This is a genomic window from Halogranum gelatinilyticum, assembly GCF_900103715.1.
Lineage (GTDB): Archaea > Halobacteriota > Halobacteria > Halobacteriales > Haloferacaceae > Halogranum > Halogranum gelatinilyticum.
The window spans coordinates 358488-372824 of sequence record NZ_FNHL01000001.1; the positions used below are offsets into that span (position 1 = coordinate 358488).

Here is a 14337-nt window from a genome sequence, read left to right on the forward strand (position 1 = left end):
GTCACAGGTTCACGGTCGCCGACTCGTGGGTCGCTGGCGAGCACGCCTTCGGGCGACACGAGGAGAAGACTCATGCCCCCGGACTCGGTAGCCGTCTCCGATGGCGGACATTTTGCCCTCCACGTCCGACCTCGACGGGCCGGAGAGTGACGACCCCCGAGTCATCGGCGTCGACAGCGACGCCGCGGACGACCTCCTGGCCGCGCTCTCCTCGCGGACCGCCCGTCGACTGCTCTCTGAGCTTCACGAGGAGCCTGGCTCCGCGAGCGACCTCGCCGACCGCGTCGACACCTCTCTGCAGAACGCCCAGTACCACCTCGAGAAACTCGAATCGGCGGACCTCATCGAGGTCGGCGACACGGTCTACTCCGAGAAGGGCCGCGAGATGAAGGTCTACGTCCCGGTCGACCGCGCGCTCGTCGTCGTCGCGGGCCGCGAGGAGGACACCACCGGTCTCCAGACGACCCTCGGCCGACTGCTCGGCGGCGTCGGCGTCCTCGGGGCTGCGAGCCTCGTCGTCGACCGTCTCGCCGGCGGGCCGACGAGCCGACTGTTCACGAGTGGTGGTGCCGGTGCCGGGGGTGGTGGCGACGCTGGCGGTGCACAGTCGACGAGCGGTGGCTCCGGCTCCGCAGACGACGGCGCGGCAGGTGGCGCGGAGTCGACGACGACGGACACGTCGGTCTCAGTGGAATCGACGGACGTGGAGACGGCGACGCCCGAGCCGACGAGCACGACCTCGGAGCCGGGCATCTCCATCGCCGAGGAGACGACGCAGGCGGCGACCGAGACACCGCAGGCGACCGCCGAGCCGACGGCGACGGCCGCTCCGGAGGCGACGCAGACGGCGACCGAGACGGCGGCGCGGGTGACCGACTCGGCGGTCAGGGCGGCCGACCCGACGCTACTCGACAGCCTCGCGACGTCGCCCGGCGTACTCTTCTTTCTCGGCGGGCTGACGGTGCTCTTGGTGGGGATTCTGCTCCTCCGAGCGCGTAGGTAAAACGGCTGTTTGTGCTTACCAAGTGTATTTGAGATAACACCGCATAGCAAGAGGTGCGCACGCCCGCTTCGGCCCTCCACTCCGTGGAGAACGCCCCCACGTCTCCACGTGGATGACAGCCATCCGACGGCCAGTGTGTGAACCGGTCCCGTCACGACGAGGCGGGCGGCGCGTCCCCACCCCTCTCCCACTGCCCGACTCCCGCTGCTTCGGTCCTCCCTCATCTCGTCTGCCGGATCACAATCTCATTACTCCGCGAGAATCCTGAACTCCTCGAAGACGTCGCCGTCCGGCGTGACGAGTCGGCCGCGCAGCCCACCTGACATCTCCTCTAGCTCCGCGTGGGCCAGCCGGTTTCCTCGTGGCTGGGCGTGGCTCCCCGGATTCAGGAGGGGGAGCGGCCCCGTCGCGTCGAAGCCCGGCCGGTGGCTGTGGCCGAAGATCACGGCGTCGGCGTCGCGTTCGCGGCCGAACAGCGTGAGTTCGGTCGCCCCGCCGCGACGGGTGTGGGTGACGGCGAAGCGGACGTCGCCGTACTCGACGGTGCGTGATTCGGGGATACGGCTCCGAATCCCGGCGTCGTCGTTGTTGCCGTAGACCGCTCGCAAGACGTCGGCCTCGTCGTAGAAGGCGTCCAGCACGCTCTCGGTGATAAAGTCGCCGGCGTGGACGACGAGGTCGGCCTCGCGGACGGCGTCGAGCGTCCGGCCGGTCAGTCGGTGGCTGTCGGTGCTGTGGGTATCGGAGACGACGACGAGCATGAGGAGTCGTAGGACGGCGGGCTACTGAAAGCTGCCGTCGTCGTCGCGTTCGACGGAGGCGGCCACGCCGTCCGGACCTCTCACTCGGCCGAACGGTCGGAACCGTTAACCCCGACCCTCGTGAGTCGTCGCGTATGGCAGGCAGCAAATCGGTCGTCATCGCCGCCCTCTTCGCCAACGGGGCGATTGCGATTCTCAAGTTCTTCGCCTTCCTCCTGACCGGCAGTCCCTCGATGCTCTCGGAGGTCTACCACTCCATCTCCGATACGGGCAATCAGGTGTTCCTCCTCGTGGGTATCCGCTACAGCGGGAAGGAGCCGGACCAGGAGCATCCCTTCGGCTACGGCAAGGCACAGTTCTTCTACAGCTTCCTCGTCTCCGTGTTGCTCTTCGGTATCGCGGGCTGGGAGTCGGTCAAACACGGCTACGACGCGATCATGCATCCCCACAGCGCGAGCCTCGACCCGGTGACCATCCTCGGCATCGGGCCGTTCCCGCCGTGGTACGTCTCGGTCGTCGTCCTCCTCGGTGCCATCGCGTTCGAGACCTACGCGTTCGTCAAGGCCAACGACGAACTCCAGCGGCAGATCACGGAGTACGGCTGGTCGGGCATCCCCGAGGCGTTCCGCAAGACCAGCGACGTGACGACGCTCACGGCGTTCACCGAGGACACCATCGCGCTCGCGGGGGCCGCCATCGCCCTCGTCGGCATCCTGCTCACGCAGTTCACGGGCAACCCGCTCTTCGACGCCGTCTCCGCGCTCCTCATCGGTCTCATGCTCATGGGATTCGCCGTCGCGCTGGCGTGGGAGAACAAGCGACTCCTGCTTGGCGAGAGTCTCGACTCCAGCGTCGAAGAACGGCTCCGCGCAGTAATCAACGACCACCAGGGCGTCACGCACATCGACAGCTTCCGGACGATGTTCGTCGGCCCGGCGAAGGTACTGGTGGCGGCAGAAGTGAGTTTCAACGACGACCTGGTGACGGGTGCTATCGACGAGGACATCGAACAGATCGAGGGGAAGTTGAAGAACGCGGACAGTCGGGTGAAGATGATCTACATCGAACCCGAGGTGTGAGTCGGAAGCCGTCGACGACACGCAGCAAGCTTTCTTGTCTGTTGACACACACGTGTGTCCTGTGTCCGACCGATTCGCGCTCAAAACCACGCTCGCCGGTGTGCAGGCGACCCTCCTCGGCGTACTCTTCGTGACGTTCTTCGAGAGTGTGTTCCCGCTCCCGTTGGTCGGTTTCGTACTCGGAATCTTCGGAACAGGACTGTTCGTGCTCGGTATCCGAGCGGGATGACGCGAGCGAGAGTGTGCTTCGACTCGCTGTCGACGAAGCGGTTCGGCCCGACGACCACGTGCCATACCTGCTGGTCAGTTCACGGGCACTGAGTGCGTGACGGTGCGCCTGGAGGGGGAACGTCGAGCGCACGAGGATTTCACCGAATAGTCCGCGTCGAAGAGTCGTAAAAACCGTCGTCAGCGGTAGATGGCCTCTGTTTCGTCCCGGCCTATTCGTCCAGCGCGAGCGACGCGAGCAGTGCCTCTAACTGCACCTGCTCGTTCGCCCCTTCAGTGATGCGGTAGTCGGCCTCGCCGATGCGTTCCATCAGCCGGACCGTCTCGCGCTGGCTGAGCCCGAAGTCCCACGCGCCGCGGTGCAGTTGGTCGATGATGTCGCCGCCGGCCATCCCCGTCTCGGTGAGGAGCGTATCGAGTGTCGAGCGCGCGCGGGCGAAGTCGCCATCGATTGCGGCGGTCACCATCGACTCGATCTCCTCGGGGCGGGCGGTACTCGTAATCATGTAGACGGCTTCCTCGTCGACGACGTCGCCCGTCGTCGCCGCCGCCTGCAGGGAGTTGATGGCGCGGCGCATGTCGCCGTCGGCGGCGTAGACCAGCGCGTCCAGCCCCTCGTCGGTCATCTCGATGCCTTCGCGGTTCGCGATCTTCCGAATCTGGCCCGCGACGGCGTCGTCCGAGAGCGGCGAGAACCGGAAGACCGCACACCGCGACTGGATGGGGTCGATGATCTTCGAGGAGTAGTTACACGAGAGGATAAAGCGGGTGTTGTCCGAGAACTGCTCCATCGTCCGGCGGAGCGCGGACTGGGCGTCCGAGGTCAGCGAGTCGGCCTCGTCGAGGAAGATGATACGGTAATCGTGGCCGCCGAAGGAGGCGCGGGCGAAGTTCTTGATGCGGTCGCGGACGACGTCGATACCGCGTTCGTCGGAGGCGTTGAGTTCGAGGAAGTTGCCGCGCCAGTCGTCGCCGTAGACCTCGCGGGCGATGGCGGTCGCGCAGGTCGTCTTGCCGATGCCCGCGGGACCGGCAAAGAGGAGATGCGGCAGGTCGTGCTGGGCGATGTAGCTCTCCAGGCGGTCGACGATGTCCTCCTGTCCGTACACGTCGTCGAGCGTCTGCGGTCGGTACTTCTCGATCCAGATCTCGCGGCCCGGCGACGAACTCTCGGCCTCGCTCATACCCGTTGTAGGTGCGGGTCGCCTGATAAACTCCCCGAGAGTAGTCGCCCGACTTATCTCACCCCCGGCCGACGACTCGGACGAACCATGCGCCGTCCCCGCCCCACGACGCTCGTCGCTGCCCTCCTCGTCGCGCTCGTCGTCGGTGCGGGCGCGCTCGCCGTCGCGACACCCCCCACCGTCGTCGGAGGCGGAGGCGAGACCGTCCGAGGCGGCCAGGTCGCGAGCGGCGAGACCGTGGTCGTCGCCGGGACCGTCGAGGGTGACCTCCGAGCCTACGGCGTGACCGTCGTCGTCAGGGGCGAGGTCACGGGCGACGTGCAGGCGTTCGGCGGCACCGTCCGCCTCGCGGGCGACGTCGGCGGCAGCACCGTCGCCTACGGCGGCCGGGTCGTCGTCGCCGAGAACGCCACGCTCTCGGGACCGCTCAACGCCGGCGGCGGGAGCGTCCGGCTCGCTGGCACCGTCGCCGACGACGTGCAGGTCCTCGGCGACCGTGTCGTCCTCGCCGAGGGAGGCCGGGTCTCCGGGGACCTCGTCTACGACGCCCGCCTCGCCGACGAAGGGGGAACCGTCGTCGGCACGCTCGACCCGACCAGTCGGTTCCTCGGTCCCCTCGGGACGCTCCTGCGACTGACTCGGTTCGCCCCAGTGCTGGTCCCCGGTCTCGCCGCGCTCGTCGGTCTCGCCGGAATGCAGTGGCTCGGGATGTCCGTCGCGAGCGTGACTCGTCGACACCACGGGCGGCTGCTCGACAGCCTCCTGACCGGTCTCGTCGCGGTCCTGACGCTCGTCGTCGTCGCCGTCCTCCTCGCCGCCTCGCTCGTCGGACTGCCCGTCGCGGCCGTCGTCCTGACGCTCGGTGTCACCCTCGCGCTCGCCGGTCTCGCGGCCGGACAGGTCGCACTCGGCTCCCGGCTTCTCGCTGTCGTCGACCGCGACGGTGGACAGGTAGCCCCGCTCGTCGGTGCCGCCGCGGTCACCCTCGCGTGGCAGGTTCCGGTCGTCGGCGTGGCCGTCCCGACTATCGCGCTCCTGACCGGACTCGGCGCGCTCGTCGCCGAGACGCGCGGCCAGCGGTGAACCGGGGGCGAGCGAGCCACAGACGGCAACGCTGAAACGGCCGCACGACCGAGCGGACGTATGAACGTCACCGTCGAAGTCGTCGGTGAGGAGACCCACGAGGTTTCTGTCCCCCCTGACGGCACCTACGCCGACCTCCTCTCGGCCCTCGACCTCTCGCCGCACGAGGTGTCGGTCCTCGTCGACGGCCGTCCCGTCCCCGAGGACCAGCCCGTGGAGACGGACCACGTGAAGGTGCTCCGACTCATCAAGGGCGGCGCGCCGTGCCCGCACGAGGACACTGTCGAGTGATGGCCGAGGGTAGAGAGACCGTCCGCATCAGGGCTGCGACGGCCGACGACCTCGTCGCCGTCATGCGACTGTTCGACGCCGCGGTCCTCGAAGCCGACGCAGGCGAGGTCGGGGACCGAATCAGTGACGGGAGCGTCCTCGTCGCCGACGCCGACGGCCGCGTCGTCGGCGCGCTCGCGCTCGACGGGAGCCACGTCGACGCCGTCGCCGTCCAGAAAGAGCGTCGTGGCCGCGGTATCGGGAGGCGGCTGGTCGAGGCAGCGGCCGACGCCGTCGACGGCGCGCTCACCGCTGACTTCGACGACAGCGTGCGGCCCTTCTACGACGCGCTCGGTTTCGAGGTCGAACGGCGGGACGGTCGGCTGTGGGGTCGGCTGTAGGTGGCGGAAACAGAGCTATAGGTCTCGGTCGAGGAGTGGCCAGTATGAACGAGAAGTACGGCCTCGGTGTGCTCGGCTGGCTGCTCGTCGCAACCATCCTCGTCGTGGTCGTCGTCGACGACGCCTACACCTGGCTCCAGCAGGGAACCGTTCCCGGTCTCGAGTTCTTCGCGCTCGGCGTGGCCGCCGTCATCGTCGTCGCGCTCGGCGTGCGGAGTATGCAGGCTCACCGCCCGCCGCCGGGTCAGTGAGTGCTCAGAGCAGCGCGCTGACCAGCTCGCGGCCGTCGGCGAGCAGTGCTTCCACGCGCTCCTCGCTCCCGGCTTCGGCGTAGATACGCATCGCCGGCTCCGTCCCGCTCGGGCGGACGAGGAGCCACGAGCCGTCGTCGAGCAGGAGCTTGAAGCCGTCGAGCGTGACGACCTTCGCCACCTCGCGCCCGGCGACCGACTCCGGAATCTCGCTTTCGAGGTCCGAGAGGACGCGCTCTTTCTCGTCGTCGGGGCACTCCAGGCTGACCTTGTCGGCGACGATGTCGCCGTGTTCCTCCAGCAGGCGGTCGACGCGGCTGTCGATGGACTCCTCGCTGGCTGCCGCGCCGGCGACGAGCGACATCAGGACGCCGTCCTTCTCGCGGATGTGGCCGCGGACCGAGAAGCCGCCGGACTCCTCGCCGCCCATCAGCACGTCGTGTTCGCCCATCGCCTGCGCGACCCACTTGAAGCCGACGGGGGTCTCGTAGACCTCCTCGCCGTGCGCCTCGGCGATGCGGTCGATGAGGAACGTCGTCGAGACCGTGCGGACTGCTGGCCCGGAATCCGATTCGAGGAGATAGTCGTAGACTGCGGCGAAGAAGAGGTTCTCGTCGAGGAAGCCGCGCTCGGGCGTCGCCAGCGCGAGGCGGTCGGCGTCGCCGTCGTTGGCGACCCCGAAGTCCGCGTCGTGTTCGCGGACGGCCTCGACCAGCCCTTCGAGGTTCTCCGCGCTCGGTTCCGGCGAGTTTCCGCCGAACGTCGGGTCCTCGTCGGTGCGGAGCGTGATGACTTCCGCACCGGCGGATTCGAGGAGTTCGTCGGTCACGCCGCGGCCGCTGCCGTGCATCGCGTCGTAGACGACGGTGAGCCCCGAGAGGTCCGCGTCGGCGAGGTCCCGAGCGTGCTCGGCGTGGTCGGCGACGAGGTCGACGCGGTCGATAGAGCCGTGTTCGTCTTCGGGCAGGAAGTCGGGTTCGCGGAGGTTCGCCTCGATCTGTTCGGTCACCTCGGGCAGTGCGGGCGCGCCGTCCTCGGGGATGAACTTCACGCCGTTGTACTCGGGCGGGTTGTGCGAGGCCGTGACCATCAGTGCGCCGGCGCACTCACGGGAGACGATGGCCCACGCCGTCACGGGCGTCGGCGAGTCGCGCTCGGGGAGAATCACGTCGAAGCCGTTTCCGGAAAGCACCTCGGCGAGACTCTCGGCGAAGCCGGGCGAGGTCTCGCGGGCGTCGTAGCCGACGACGACCGGCTCGTCGTGGCCCTCGTCGCGGAGATAGTCGGCGACCGCCTGTCCGACGATGCGGACACGGTCGTCGGTGAAGGTGTCCAGTGTGGCACGCCAGCCGTCGGTACCGAAAGAGATCTCGTCCATACGAGTCACTCCCGCCGCCCGGCCAAAAAACCATCTCCCGGCGTAAGCCTCCCCGACGGGCTTCGTGCCAGCTGACTGTTGATTTCTACGGAGAGGCGACGAGTTTTAACCCGGTCGTCACGGATAAACGCCAATGACGACAGTCGTCGCCGTCTGTGGCAGCCGTCGGGCAGGCAGCTACACGAAGATCGCACTCGAACACGCACTCGCCGCCGCCGAGCAGGCCGGTGCCGAGGTCGACCTCCTCGACCTCGGTGCCGTCGACCTCCCGCTCTACCACCCCGACGAGGACGTCCAGGGCGACTCCGCCGCGCTCGTCCGCCGAGTCCGGGAAGCCGACGGCGTGATTCTCGGCTCACCCGTCTACCACGGGACGCTCTCCTCGACGCTGAAGAACTTCCACGACTACTGTTCGGGCGACGACTACGAGGATACCGTCGTCGGCCTGCTCGTGACCGCCGGTGGCGCGTCCCATGGGGCGACGCTCGAACATATGCGCTCGACCGTCCGCAACGTCCACGGCTGGACGATTCCCCAGCAGGTGGGTATCCCTCACGCCTCCCGTCAGTTCGAGGACGGTGAATTCGTCGACGAGGGCCTCCGCAAACGAACCGAAGAACTCGGACTACTGGTCGCCAAACACGCCGCCGCAGTCAGTCAGGGGAAATCGCCTCTCGCTGTCGACGACTGAGGATTACTCGTCGTTGCCGACGACCGAACGCCACTCGTCGCTGCCGACGACTGAAGACCACCCGTCGCAGACGCGTCAGCGGTCGGCGACGGCCGACGACGCAACCAGCTGCTCTTTCTCCCGGCGCGTCAGCTGTTTGATCTCGTACTCGCGGCTCATCGCCCCCGACTTCGAGTCGAACGACTCGGTGTGGACCAGTTCGACCGGCGTCCGCCCGCGGGTGTACTTCGCGCCCGTCCCGTCGTTGTGCTCGTCGACGCGTCGCTCGACGTCCGTAGTGTAGCCGGTGTAGTAGGTGCCGTCGTGACACTCGACGATGTAGACGTAGTGCACGGCCGGACAACGGGTCCGGGGCCGATAAGGCACCCGGAACCCCCGGCCGTGACTGCGGTGGATCAGGTATTGGCTTCGCGTGGTGGTTGTGTCCGTTGCGTTACCTGGCTCAGTTGATTATGCGCGTGCACGCTGTCGTGCGACTTCCGCGATACCCGCGTTTGCCGAGCAGTTCGGGCAGGCGAAGACCTGGCCCGTCTCGTCGGCGAACACGCGTGCGAAGCGTTCCGACACGTGCGACCCGCAGTGGTCGCAACTTGGCATAGTTGTCCGGCATCCACCGTTGCCGGTGTCCGTCCCTATGAGTCGCATACCCAAATAGGTTCCCCGTGTGTGCGCGCGTGTGCGCGCGGAACCGGCAACGTGTGCCGGATTACCACGTCAGCAGTTGACGAGTGCCGACCTCACCGTTCGGACGTCGGCAGGCGATGCCCGTTTCTCCCCCGACCGGCGACGCTCAGGCGTCGCGCGCGCCGTCGACGGCGCGTGCGACCAGTCCGGCCTGTGCTCCGGCGACGAAGCCCGCGCCGATGTTGACGACCGAGATGATGGTACACGACTGGAGCATCCCGTCGAGTGCCGCCCGCCCTTCGCCGCCCGCGCCGTAGCCCGTTGGCACCGGCAGGCCGATGACTGGCGTGTCGACCAGCCCGGCGACGACCGTCGGCAGCGCGCCCTCCCGCCCGGCGGCGACGATGAGCACGTCCGACTCGCGGAGCGTGTCGAGATGGTCGAGCACGCGGCCGAGATGGGCGACCCCGACGTCTTCGACGAACTCCACGGTCGCGCCCATCTCGCGGGCGATGACTGCGGCCTCGCCAGCGACCGCAGCGTCGGATGTCCCGCCGGTGACGATGCCGACCGTCGCGGCCAGCGTCGGCCCCTCGTAGCCCTCCTCGTGGACGACGACCGTCTTCGCGCGGTGGTCGTGGTCGACCGAGACGTCCTCACCGTCGAAGCGGTCGTGGAGGGCGGTCACGTCGTCCTCGTCGGTGCGGGTGACGATGGCTCTGCCCGTGGTCTCGACGGCCGTCGCCGCGAGGTCACTGATCTCTGCCGGAGTCTTTCCCTCCCCGAGGATGGCCTCCGGAACTCCGCGTCGTTGCTCGCGAGCGGCGTCGAACCGGCCGTTGTCGGTCGTCGCGTAGCCACGTAGCTGTACTTCGGCGTCCGCCGGTGAGAGGTCGCCAGCGGCGACGGCGTCCAGAATATCGCGCATACGCCGCTGTCGGCACTATACCTACTCGTAGCTGTCGTTTCGTCCGCTCGCCCGCTCGTCCGCCGGACGTGCCGGATGGTGAGAAACCGTGGCGTGACCCGCGGCCCGACGCCCCAGTAATCGTAAGGTTCGGAGCCTACATCCGGGTCGCGTATAAATCCGTTGACTGTCAAAGCCGGTATTGTGGCTCCACAGCGTCTGACGGGCTGTTTCAGGAAATCTTATATATAAGGCCTCGGTAGACGAGGCTGCATGGCAGACCTCATTGTCAAAGCAGCCGTCAAGGAGTACCTCGATGACAAGAACGTTGCGTCGGACTTCTACGACGCACTCGACGAGGAAGTGAAGGAACTGCTCGACGACGCAGCACGTCGCGCAGAAGACAACGACCGCAAGACGGTCCAGCCGCGCGACCTGTAAACTCGGCTCGCAACGCTTCTTCACTTTTATCGCCGACTAACCCGACGAGTGACGGCTGTATCCTCCGAACCCCGTTCGTCGGTCTCTCCCGCGCTCCCGATCTTTCTCGCTCCCGGCCTCTCGCTCCCGGTCTCTCACCTCTGACGCTCTCTCGCTTCTTCCGCTACAGTTCGTGAACCGTGACGCCCTCGCCGGTGCCGACGTGGACCTCGTCGGCCAGCCCGACGAACAGCCCGTGTTCGACGACGCCCGGCGTCTCCGAGAGCGTCCGTGCCAATGCCGCGGCTGCCTCGATGGCACCGAAGTCACAGTCGAGTACGAGGTTGCCGTTGTCGGTGACGACGGGGCCGTCCTTGTGTTCGGCGTCCCGCAGCACGGGGTCGCCGCCCGCGGACTCGACGGCCGACGCGACGGTCGTCCGCGCGGCCGGGAGCACCTCGACCGGGACCAGATGGTCCAGTGTCTCGACCTCTTTCGAGGGGTCGGCGACGACGACGAAGCGGTCCGCTGCCGCGTCGACGATCTTCTCCCGTGCGTGCGCGGCACCGCCACCCTTGATGAGGTCGCCACCGGCGACCTGGTCGGCTCCGTCGATAGCGATGTCGACGCCGTCGACCTCGTCGAGGTCGACGAGCGGAATTCCGGCCTCGCGAGCCAGTTCGCGCGAGGCGAAGGAGGTCGGAACGCCCCGGATGTCCAGCCCCGAGTCGACCGCCCGGCCGAGCGCGCGGATGGCGTGTGCGGCGGTGCTGCCGGTGCCGAGACCGACGACGGTCCCGTCGGTCACGAGGTCCGCTGCACTCTCCCCGGCGTCGCGCTTCGCGGCGTCGCTGCCGCCTGTCGTCTTCATATCTCCATCTCCCGGTCGGCACCCAAAAACCGCCCGGTGAGCGGGGAGACCGTCTCTACACGGCTCCCGCCGACTCACCCGTCTGGCTGCCCACGAGCGCACCACAGATATTTGTCACTTCGGCGTCGAGGCTCCGTATGGTCCCCCTCCCACTGGCACTCTCGTCGCTCGCCGTCCGCTGGGCGCACGTCGTCGGCATGGCGGTCGCCCTCGGCGGCGCGACGTTCGTCTGGTTCCTGCTCCGCGAGACGGACGGTGACACCGCCCTCTCCTCGACCGCACTGACGGCCGCGACGGGCTACGAACGGCTCTTCTGGGCCGCGATGGGGTTGCTCGTGATGACCGGCGTCGGCAACCTCGGCAGTCTCGCCCCGGGAATTCCCGGCGGCGAGTGGTCGGCGACGCTGACGGCCAAACTCCTCTTGGTCGCCGCCGTCGTCCTCGGCTCGCTCGTCCGCAGCCTGCTCGTCGTCGAAGCCCGCCGCGAGCGAGCCGAGACCGTCGCAGCCGACAGCCTCAGACGAAGTTACGCGGCTACGACGCTCGCACTCGCCGCGGTGGTCGTTCTCGCGGAGGTGCTCGCCCATGGCTGATGCTGCGTCCGCTCCCCCTGACGTCACTGGCTCGGCTGACTCCGCCGACCCGCTGCTCGCCTTTGTCCTCGCGACGTTCCACACCGCGCTGTTCACGCTCGTCCCGGTCACGCTCCTGCACTGGACGGACGCGCTCGGCGACCTCCTTGGCGGGCTGTCGACGACGGTCGGACTCGCGCTCTACGCGCTGCTCTGGGCGACGACGTGGTGGACGAACCGCCGGCTCCTCGCGGAGACACCCTTCACCCGCGGAGCCGAGTGGCCGGTGTTGAAAGCGTCGGTGAAGTGGGGCGGCGTGACGGGGAGTCTGTTCTTCCTCGAACTGGTCGGCGTCATCGTTTTGGAGGCCCTCGCAACCGGTGAGGTCGGGACGCCGGAGCCGACGGCGGTGCTCTTCCTGCTCACGTTCGTCGGGCTTGCCACGCTCGTCGCGTTCGTCGTCGGCGCGCTCGTGGGTGTGGTGCAAGCCGCTCTCGACCTGCTCGCGCTCCGCGTCGTCACCGACATGCTGTCGTCGACGGCGTCGACCGTCCCGGACTCGCCGACCGGGCCGAGCGAGTGAGTCGGCTTCCGCCGCCTGAACGGTTATCCGCTTGTCGCCCGACATCCGCGTATGCCACGAACTGCCGTCGTCGCCGGTGTCGGTCCCGGACTCGGCGCGTCTATCGCCCGCAAACTCGCCAGCGAGGACTGTCAGGTCGCGCTGCTCGCGCGGTCTGTCGACTATCTCCAGGAACTCGCCGACGAATTGGGCGAGGGCGCGCTCGCCGTCCCGGCGGACCTCGCGGAGCCTGCGGAGGTTCGCGACGCCTTCGCGACCGTCCGCGACGAACTCGGCGCGGTCGACATCCTTGTCAACCACGCCAGCGGCTCGGCGTGGAAGGGCCTGCAGGACCTCTCGGTCGACGAGTTCCAGGGCGTCTGGGAAGTCGCCGCTCGCGGCGGCTTCGTCTGCTCGCAGGAGGCGCTCTCGGATATGCTCGCCGGCGACGGCGGGACGGTGATCTTCACCGGGGCGACGTCCTCGGTTCGAGGCCGTGACGGCGCGCTCGGCTTCTCCAGCGCGAAGTTCGCGGTCCGCGGGATGGCCGAGTCGATGGCGCGGGAGCTGGGTCCCGAGGGCATCCACGTCGCCCACGTCGTGTTAGACGGCGGGATTCTGCCGCCCGACCGCGAGGTAGCGAACCCGGAGGAGTATCTCGACCCCGACGCCATCGCCGAGAGCTACTGGCAGCTGGTCGAACAGGACGAGAGCGCGTGGACCTTGGAACTGGACCTGCGGCCACACGTCGAGGAGTTCTGATTCTGAGCGTCGGTGGCCGCCGTGACGGCCACCGCAGGAAGGCAGCTTACAGCCGGTCCAACACGGCCTCGGGGTCGTAGGCGAGCGAGAGCGCGCGAGACCGGCCGCGGCCGCCGACGTCGGTGTAGGCCGCTTCGATGATTCCGAGCTGGTCGAGTTTGTTGGTGATCTCCGAGTAGCGGGTGTAGCCGAGTCCGGTGTCCTCGTGGAAGGCGTCGTAGACCTCGCCGGCCTGCTCGCCGTCGTGTTCGGCGATGACGCGGACGAGCGCAGTTTCGGATTCTGAGAGACCGCGGAGGCTCCGCGAGAGATGGATATACTTCGACTTCTCGTAGGCTTCCTCGACGTCGCCGACGTTGACCGTCCGACTGGCGCGCATCTCGGCGTTGAGACCGGCACGACGCAGGAGGTCGATACCGACCCGGAGGTCGCCCTTCTCGGCGGTCAACTCGGCGACGCGGTCGAGTTCCGGCGTCCCGACGACGCCCTCGTGGAAGCCGCGCTTGGCACGTTCTCTGAGGATGTCGACGATGTCCCGCTCGTCGTAGACCGGGAAGTAGACCTCCTCGGGCCGGAAGACGCTCTGGACGCGCGTGTCGAGTTCCTCGATGACGTCGAGCGAGAGGTCCGAGGAGATGATGATGACGCCGATGCGCGCCCCGGAGTGGGCCTCGTGGGCGCGGAGCAGCGAGTAGAGGGTGTCTGAGGCCTCGTTCTCGTAGAAGAGGTAGTTGACGTCGTCGAGTGCGACCACGAGCACCTCGTCGTCCTCGACGAGACGGTCGGTGATCTGGCCGAAGAGCTTCTTGAACGAGATACCCGAGGAGGGGGGTTCGTAGTCGAAGATGGCCTCGAAGATACGCGAGAAGACGGCGTAGCGTGTCGAATCCACTTGGCAGTTGACGCGGACGTTCCGCACGTCGGTCTCGGCACTGAGTTCCCCGAAGAGCTTCTGGACCGCCGTCGTCTTGCCGGTGCCGGGCGGTCCGCTGACGATGGTGTTGAGGGGACGGGAACCGCGAACCGCCGGACGCAGAGCGTACTTCAGGCTCTGCATCTGGCTCTCGCGGTGTTTGAACGACTCCGGAACGTAGTCGATCTCGAAGACGTGCTCGTCACGGAACACCGACTCGTCCCACGACAGCATCCCCTCCTCGGGGTCGTCTGGCATCACTTTCACCACGCCTCGGTGACTACTTAACCGTTTGCCACACGCGGAGTGAAAGTGAAACTCTCTACGACGTTATCTGGAAAAAGCCGGGGTTCGACTGCGGTTCGGACGTGACGGTG

General features: G+C 67.6%; 20 protein-coding genes. 12 read left to right on the top strand and 8 right to left on the bottom strand.

All coding sequences use genetic code 11. The features are described 5' to 3' along the window. Nucleotides 1-100 precede the first annotated feature (100 nt). On the top strand, nt 101-1003 hold the full coding sequence (locus tag BLR57_RS01810) for an ArsR/SmtB family transcription factor (protein ID WP_089693553.1): 903 nt from the start codon (nt 101-103) through the stop codon (nt 1001-1003). A gap of 248 nt (nt 1004-1251) precedes the next feature. Here BLR57_RS01810 and BLR57_RS01815 read toward each other — a convergent pair whose 3' ends face one another. Next, nucleotides 1252-1764, bottom strand: coding sequence for a metallophosphoesterase (locus BLR57_RS01815; protein ID WP_089693555.1), 513 nt, complete (start codon nt 1762-1764; stop codon nt 1252-1254). A 134-nt stretch (nt 1765-1898) separates the two neighbouring features. Between BLR57_RS01815 and BLR57_RS01820 the strand changes: the two genes are divergently transcribed. Both BLR57_RS01820 and BLR57_RS19195 read left to right on the top strand, forming a co-directional pair. Continuing rightward, nucleotides 1899-2843 carry a cation diffusion facilitator family transporter gene (locus tag BLR57_RS01820; protein WP_089693557.1) on the top strand — a complete coding sequence of 315 codons (945 nt, stop codon included), beginning with the start codon at nt 1899-1901 and terminating at the stop codon, nt 2841-2843. Between the two features lie 61 nt (nt 2844-2904). Beyond that, a complete protein-coding gene (locus BLR57_RS19195) occupies nt 2905-3072 on the top strand; it encodes a hypothetical protein (protein ID WP_170830534.1) in 168 nt (55 codons plus the stop codon). Nucleotides 3073-3283: 211 nt separating this feature from the next. Here the strand turns inward: BLR57_RS19195 and BLR57_RS01825 are convergent, their stop codons facing one another. Beyond that, on the bottom strand, nt 3284-4255 hold the full coding sequence (locus tag BLR57_RS01825; RefSeq protein ID WP_089693559.1) for a replication factor C small subunit: 972 nt from the start codon (nt 4253-4255) through the stop codon (nt 3284-3286). Nucleotides 4256-4342: 87 nt separating this feature from the next. Here BLR57_RS01825 and BLR57_RS01830 point away from each other — a divergent pair, with 87 nt between their 5' ends. Genes BLR57_RS01830 through BLR57_RS01845 form a run of 4 tightly spaced genes read left to right on the top strand, consistent with a single transcriptional unit; the run spans nt 4343 to nt 6260 of the window. Then, a complete protein-coding gene (locus BLR57_RS01830; RefSeq protein WP_089693561.1) occupies nt 4343-5338 on the top strand; it encodes a bactofilin family protein in 996 nt (331 codons plus the stop codon). 60 nt (nt 5339-5398) lie between these two features. Continuing rightward, the gene (gene samp2 / locus BLR57_RS01835) at nt 5399-5629 is read left to right on the top strand and encodes a ubiquitin-like small modifier protein SAMP2 (protein ID WP_089693563.1); all 231 of its coding nucleotides are present in this window, start codon (nt 5399-5401) and stop codon (nt 5627-5629) included. Continuing rightward, nucleotides 5629-6009 (top strand): GNAT family N-acetyltransferase, encoded by a 381-nt coding sequence (locus BLR57_RS01840; RefSeq protein ID WP_089693564.1) that lies wholly within the window; start codon nt 5629-5631, stop codon nt 6007-6009. Before samp2 ends, BLR57_RS01840 begins: the two co-directional genes overlap by 1 nt. Before the next feature lie 44 nt (nt 6010-6053). Then, nucleotides 6054-6260: a hypothetical protein gene (locus tag BLR57_RS01845; RefSeq protein WP_089693567.1), complete on the top strand. Its 207-nt coding sequence runs from the start codon at nt 6054-6056 to the stop codon at nt 6258-6260. 4 nt (nt 6261-6264) lie between these two features. Here BLR57_RS01845 and BLR57_RS01850 read toward each other — a convergent pair whose 3' ends face one another. Next, entirely contained in the window at nt 6265-7638 is a 1374-nt protein-coding gene (locus tag BLR57_RS01850) for a phosphoglucomutase/phosphomannomutase family protein (RefSeq protein ID WP_089693569.1), read from the bottom strand. Between the two features lie 133 nt (nt 7639-7771). Between BLR57_RS01850 and BLR57_RS01855 the strand changes: the two genes are divergently transcribed. After that, on the top strand, nt 7772-8329 hold the full coding sequence (locus BLR57_RS01855) for an NADPH-dependent FMN reductase (protein WP_089693571.1): 558 nt from the start codon (nt 7772-7774) through the stop codon (nt 8327-8329). Between the two features lie 75 nt (nt 8330-8404). Here the strand turns inward: BLR57_RS01855 and BLR57_RS01860 are convergent, their stop codons facing one another. The 3 genes from BLR57_RS01860 to larB form a co-directional block, all read right to left on the bottom strand. Beyond that, nucleotides 8405-8662 (bottom strand): GIY-YIG nuclease family protein, encoded by a 258-nt coding sequence (locus BLR57_RS01860; RefSeq protein WP_089693573.1) that lies wholly within the window; start codon nt 8660-8662, stop codon nt 8405-8407. 117 nt (nt 8663-8779) lie between these two features. Further along, entirely contained in the window at nt 8780-8926 is a 147-nt protein-coding gene (locus tag BLR57_RS20010; protein WP_449271664.1) for a DUF7563 family protein, read from the bottom strand. A 193-nt stretch (nt 8927-9119) separates the two neighbouring features. Continuing rightward, nucleotides 9120-9881, bottom strand: a complete 762-nt coding sequence (gene larB, locus BLR57_RS01865) for a nickel pincer cofactor biosynthesis protein LarB (protein ID WP_089693575.1) — start codon at nt 9879-9881, stop codon at nt 9120-9122. 252 nt (nt 9882-10133) lie between these two features. On the opposite strand from larB, the gene BLR57_RS01870 reads away from it, so the two are divergent. Further along, on the top strand, nt 10134-10301 hold the full coding sequence (locus tag BLR57_RS01870; RefSeq protein ID WP_089693577.1) for a DUF1931 domain-containing protein: 168 nt from the start codon (nt 10134-10136) through the stop codon (nt 10299-10301). 163 nt (nt 10302-10464) lie between these two features. On the opposite strand, the gene rpiA is transcribed toward BLR57_RS01870, so the two are convergent. Continuing rightward, nucleotides 10465-11151: a ribose-5-phosphate isomerase RpiA gene (gene rpiA / locus BLR57_RS01875; protein WP_089693579.1), complete on the bottom strand. Its 687-nt coding sequence runs from the start codon at nt 11149-11151 to the stop codon at nt 10465-10467. 137 nt (nt 11152-11288) lie between these two features. On the opposite strand from rpiA, the gene BLR57_RS01880 reads away from it, so the two are divergent. Genes BLR57_RS01880 through BLR57_RS01890 form a run of 3 tightly spaced genes read left to right on the top strand, consistent with a single transcriptional unit; the run spans nt 11289 to nt 13047 of the window. Then, on the top strand, nt 11289-11744 hold the full coding sequence (locus BLR57_RS01880) for a CopD family protein (protein ID WP_170830535.1): 456 nt from the start codon (nt 11289-11291) through the stop codon (nt 11742-11744). Next, nucleotides 11737-12306: a DUF7965 family protein gene (locus BLR57_RS01885; RefSeq protein WP_089693581.1), complete on the top strand. Its 570-nt coding sequence runs from the start codon at nt 11737-11739 to the stop codon at nt 12304-12306. The genes BLR57_RS01880 and BLR57_RS01885 overlap by 8 nt, the downstream gene beginning before the upstream one ends. A gap of 51 nt (nt 12307-12357) precedes the next feature. Further along, nucleotides 12358-13047, top strand: coding sequence for an SDR family NAD(P)-dependent oxidoreductase (locus tag BLR57_RS01890; RefSeq protein WP_089693583.1), 690 nt, complete (start codon nt 12358-12360; stop codon nt 13045-13047). Nucleotides 13048-13093: 46 nt separating this feature from the next. On the opposite strand, the gene BLR57_RS01895 is transcribed toward BLR57_RS01890, so the two are convergent. Next, nucleotides 13094-14218, bottom strand: coding sequence for an ORC1-type DNA replication protein (locus tag BLR57_RS01895; RefSeq protein WP_089693585.1), 1125 nt, complete (start codon nt 14216-14218; stop codon nt 13094-13096). Nucleotides 14219-14337: the final 119 nt, after the last annotated feature.